The 4,590-nt window shown below is 69.9% G+C and carries 5 protein-coding genes; 2 read left to right on the forward strand and 3 right to left on the reverse strand.

The annotated features are described in order from the left end of the window. Positions 1 to 146: 146 nt before the first annotated feature. Entirely contained in the window at positions 147 to 542 is a 396-nt protein-coding gene (locus AB0F41_RS31430; protein WP_357430206.1) for a YccF domain-containing protein, read from the reverse strand. 77 nt (positions 543 to 619) lie between these two features. Here AB0F41_RS31430 and AB0F41_RS31435 point away from each other — a divergent pair, with 77 nt between their 5' ends. Both AB0F41_RS31435 and AB0F41_RS31440 read left to right on the forward strand, forming a co-directional pair. After that, positions 620 to 1,423, forward strand: a complete 804-nt coding sequence (locus AB0F41_RS31435; protein ID WP_357430208.1) for an RNA methyltransferase — start codon at positions 620 to 622, stop codon at positions 1,421 to 1,423. Next, a complete protein-coding gene (locus tag AB0F41_RS31440) occupies positions 1,420 to 1,716 on the forward strand; it encodes a DUF2537 domain-containing protein (protein ID WP_357430210.1) in 297 nt (98 codons plus the stop codon). The genes AB0F41_RS31435 and AB0F41_RS31440 overlap by 4 nt, the downstream gene beginning before the upstream one ends. Here AB0F41_RS31440 and AB0F41_RS31445 read toward each other — a convergent pair. Together AB0F41_RS31445 and sepH are read right to left on the reverse strand one after the other, a co-directional pair. Then, positions 1,706 to 2,503 (reverse strand): hypothetical protein, encoded by a 798-nt coding sequence (locus AB0F41_RS31445; RefSeq protein ID WP_357430212.1) that lies wholly within the window; start codon positions 2,501 to 2,503, stop codon positions 1,706 to 1,708. The genes AB0F41_RS31440 and AB0F41_RS31445 overlap by 11 nt on opposite strands. 164 nt (positions 2,504 to 2,667) lie before the next feature. Then, positions 2,668 to 4,242: a septation protein SepH gene (gene sepH, locus AB0F41_RS31450; RefSeq protein WP_357430214.1), complete on the reverse strand. Its 1,575-nt coding sequence runs from the start codon at positions 4,240 to 4,242 to the stop codon at positions 2,668 to 2,670. Positions 4,243 to 4,590 lie beyond the last annotated feature (348 nt).

Raw genomic sequence — 4,590 nt, forward strand, 5'->3', positions numbered from 1 at the left:
CCGAGTTCAGCGAGGCCCTGAAAGGGTTCGGCCCGCGTCTGCTGTCAGCCCTCGAAGCGAGGCGGCGCAGCCGCGAGTCTCGAGGGCTGACAGCAGACGCCAAAAGGGCCGAACCCCGCGCGCGCCAGCGCGCCAATAAACACAACTCAAGCGAAGGGGCGGTCGCTGGGGACTATTTCGCGGCCCAGGGGGAAGAGGGCCAGTGGGATCAGTTTGAGGTTGGCCCAGGCGAACGGCAGGCCGATGATCGTGACCGCCAGCGCGAGGCTGGTGGCGAGGTGGCCCAGTGCCAGCCACCAGCCCGCGACCACGAACCAGATGATGTTGCCCAGCAGCGCGCCCGCTCCGGCGCCGGGTTTCTCGACCGTCGTCCGGCCGAAGGGCCAGAGCATATAGGCGGCGTTACGCAGCGCGGCGACCCCGAACGGAATCGTGATGATGAGGATGAAGCAGATCAGGGCCGCCACGACGTAGCCCAGCGCCATCCAGAACCCGGCGAAGATCAGCCAGAGGATATTGAGGAGCAGCTGGATCGGCTTCATATCTCCAGGATGCCCCAGTGCGGCGGTGGGCGCACCCACGACGCGGCCCCGGTGGCCGGGTTGGCAGGATGGGCGTTGTGGCCGTGGTTGTCGAGGTGGACAGTGTTGCCGATCCGCGGGTCGATGATTTCCGGGACCTGAAGGCGGCGGATCGGCGGCCCGATCGCCCCGGTGGTCGCGGGCTGGTGATCGCGGAGGGCACCGTGGTGGTGCGCCGGATGCTGGATTCGCCGTTCCGGCCGCACGCCCTGCTCGGGGTGGACAAGCGGTGGCGGGAGCTGGCCGCCGAGCTGGCCGGCCTGGATATCCCGTTCTACCGGGCTTCGGCCGAGGTGATGGCCGAAGTGGTCGGGTTCCATCTGAATCGGGGTGTGCTGGCGGTGGCGCACCGGCCGCCCGAACGCGATTTCGCCGAGCTCGTCGCCGATGCCGCCACGGTGGCCGTGCTCGAGGGCGTGAACGATCACGAGAACCTGGGGGCGATGTTCCGCAATGCCGCCGGGCTCGGTGTGGACGCGGTGCTGTTCGGGGAGCGGTGCGCCGATCCGCTGTACCGTCGGTCGGTGCGTGTTTCGATGGGGCATGTGTTGCGGGTGCCGTTCGCCCGGGTGCCGTGCTGGCCGGACGGGCTGGGCGAGTTGCGGCGCGGGGGTTTTCAGGTGATCGCGCTGAGCCCCGATCCGGACGCGCCGACGCTGGCGGCCGCGCTCACCGGGGAGCGGGTGGCATTGTTGCTGGGGGCCGAAGGGCCCGGCCTCACCGAGGAAGCCATGGCGGCATCGGATGTGCGGGCGCGGATTCCGATGTCGGCGGGCACCGATTCGCTCAATGTCGCGACCGCCGCGGCGATGGCGTTCTACGAGAGGGTGCGGGCGTCGTGAATCCCCCTGGTCGTTCCCGGACTCCCTACCCTCCCGCCGAGCCCACACCGTGGGCGGCCGGTGTCACCGTCGCGGGGCTGATCGCGATGCTGACCGCGGTCGGTGTCTACGCGTTCGGTGCGTCGCTGGCCCAGGTGCATCCGCTGCTGTCGCTGGCGGTGAATCTGGTCGCCGTGGGCGGGGTGACGCCCACCGCGTGGCGGTGGCACGACCGTCCGGTGGCCCGGTGGATTCTGGCGGGGGCGGGTGCCGGTGTGCTGCTGGGCTGGATCGGCCTGCTGTTCATGGCCTGATCCGCGTCGGGCTCTCCATTCCCGCCGTGGTGTCGTGACCGCGCAGCCAGGACAGCAAACCTTTGCGTTCGTGGGTTACCCGGTTGTGCGGGGGCTGCGGTTGCCCATACGGGCCGCGCTCGTCGCTCTTGGGGTGCAGCCGGAATCCGCAGACCCGGATCTCGTCCGGTTCGATCGGCGGCTGTCCGGTGTCCGCCGCCGGGGGGTCTTCCGAAGCGATCGGAAAGTAGCGGAAGCCGAGCCATTCGTGGTTCGCGGTATCGGCGAAACCGGGCGGATCGAAGGGCAGGACCAGCGGGTCGGGCAGTTCCCCGAGCCGCCATTGGATCGGATGTTCGCCGGCCCAGTGCGGCCGTTCCCAGATATGCGGCAGTCCCTGGTCCTGCAGGATGTTCAGGCGGGTTGAGCTGAATGCCCGGCGCAGTTCACCGCGCTCCCAGTGCGCGAACGAACCCCAGCCGTATTCCAGGTCGAACGACACCAGGTAGGTGTGCTCCTCCGCCAGCGGCCGTACCAGCAGATCCGGGATGGCGGTCGGATGGACCCGGGCCGCGTAGGTACTGCACAGCACGGTGAGCCCCGGGTAGCAGCCGATGAAGAGTTCGTCGGGTTCCGGGCCGACGGCGTCGCCGAGGGTCGCGGAGGCGGTCGGCTCCACGTCGAGGTCGGGGTGGAGCTGGCGGGCCAGGGCATAGGCGGCGTCCGGGTCCGGGTCGGGATCGGCGCGCAGAACCGCTGGGGGGTCGGCGGTATCGACGTACCACACCGATGAAACCTTGGACAGCATCCGCCCACCTCCGATAGCACGAACCGGGTCGTGAATCTCTCGGCGCGCGTCGCTGCCACCGGCCCGGCTTGCCCGGGACCGCCGGCAGCGTCGCCGCTCAGTGGAATCTACTCGCAGAAACGGGTGAATCGGGCCGTTACCGGGGGTAACACGCCGTCGGCCGGTCAGTGACCGGAGCTGCGGACTCCGAGCAGGACATCTTCCCAGGACGGCATCGGTGCCTTGCCGCGCTTGGTCCGGGGGGCGGATTTCGATGCCTTGGCAGGCGCCTTCTTGGCTGCCGGCCTGGTCGCGGGTTCCGGCTGCGGTTCCGGGGATTCGGTTTCCGGTTCCGGAGCGGATGCCTCGGGGGCGACCGGTTCGCTCACGGTGACCGTGTCGCCGGTGTTCTCGGCAGCCGTCGGAGCAGGCGAGACCTCGGCCGGTGCCGGTTCCTCCGCGCTTACCGCGGGCGGCTCCGGGGCCGGCTCGGCCGCGGCGACCGGCGCGGGCGCCGGTTCCGCGGGCTGCGCCGGAGCCAGCTGCGCGGTGTGTACCGGAGTCGCTTGCGCGGTCTGCGCGGGCGCGGTATCCGCCGGCGCGGTATCCGCCGGGGCGGGTTCTGCGAGTGCGGTTTCCACCGGCGCCGGCTCCGCGGGCGCCACGGGTGCCGGTTCCATGGGAGCGGGTTTCGCCGGTTCCGGCTCCACGGCAGCGGTTTCCACCGGTGTGCGGTCGACCGGAGCGGGCGGTGGCGCGGCCGGGACCGCCTGCTCGCGCGGGGCAGGTGCAGCGGCCGTCGCGGGCCGGGCCACCGGCTGGTGCGGCGGTTCCACCGGAACCGGGTGGGTCTCGGCCGGAGGACGATATGTCTCGGCCGGAGGCCGATATGTCTCGGCCGGAGGCCGATATGTTTCCGCCGGCGGGCGGTAGGTCTCCGCCGGGGCGCTCGCGGTGGCGGCGGGCAGCGCGGGCGTACCACCCGGCCGGTTACCGCCGGGGGCGATCGGTGCCGCGGCGGGTATCGGCGTCGTACCGCCCGCGACCGCGCGCTGTTCGTAGAATTCGTCGACCGCCGCGGGCCGAGCCGGTTCGCGGCGTGGTTCGGCCACCGGTTCGGGGGCGACGGGGGTTTCGGCTTCGACCGGCAGGATCGAGGCGAGCCCGCGCAGGGCGCGACCGAAATCGGGGTCGATGAGATCGGTGGCCGGATCGTCGAGCGGGGAAACGGTGCCGCCATGCGAATCCGGCTGGTAGCGCCAGTGCGCGGCGATCTCGGATCGGCCGTTCTGCCACTGCAACTGGGCGACCCAGAAGCCCTTCTCGTCCTTCCAGGCATCCCACTCCGCGTTGTCGAGCGTGTGCCCGCGGGCACTGAACGCGGCGGTGACCACATCGATCAGGATCTCCACGGCAGGGCCGTCGGGCCTGATGGGGTGGGCCTTCTGCGAGAGTTCGGCCGCGCGGGCCCGTTCCAGCAGAACGGGATAGGCGAACCGCTCGACGCGGCTGAGCGGCATCCCGGATTCCTGGGTTACCTGCTCTACGGACGCACCGGCCCTGATTCGGGCCTGGATATCGCGAGGACGCATAGTCGCTTCCATTTCGATCTCTATCTGGCCGAATCGGGCAAGGTCGCCGCGGGCCGCGGCGCGGAGTTTGTCATCGGCGGGAAGCCGGAATTTCTGACCACTTTCGGTGTCGACGCACACGATATGGGCGGAGTCGGGCGTCACCCCGATCACTCGAAGTTCACGCACCGTAACCTCCTTATCGCGTCGCTCGCGATACCGCCCACGTTCTGGAACAGTAGTGCACTCCTGGGATTCGTGTGGCAAGACACGCGGCACCGAAATCTACCCCGAGGCCCCCACCTACCGCTAATCTGCTCTATTCCCTTGTGTATCAAGTCGTTTCCGGGACCCCCGGCGTAAACACGAAGAGACGCCTCCCCCCACTCCACTCCTGGCCCCCGGCGCGCCGAGCTCAGCGAGGCCCAAACACAAAGGGTTCGGCCCGCGTCTGCTGTCAGGCCGGCCAGTGCGGTTCCCGCGATCCCGCTGCCCAGAATGGTGATCATCGAATCCTTCCGATAGGGGTGTTCTCGG

Origin of the sequence: Nocardia sp. NPDC024068 (assembly GCF_040638875.1) — a bacterium.
Lineage (GTDB): Bacteria > Actinomycetota > Actinomycetes > Mycobacteriales > Mycobacteriaceae > Nocardia.

Coding starts and splice junctions, on each gene's coding strand:
- AB0F41_RS31445 (WP_357430212.1), bottom strand. CDS start 2,503: ATGCTGTCCAAGGTTTCATCGGTGTGGTACGTCGATACCGCCGACCCC.
- AB0F41_RS31430 (WP_357430206.1), bottom strand. CDS start 542: ATGAAGCCGATCCAGCTGCTCCTCAATATCCTCTGGCTGATCTTCGCC.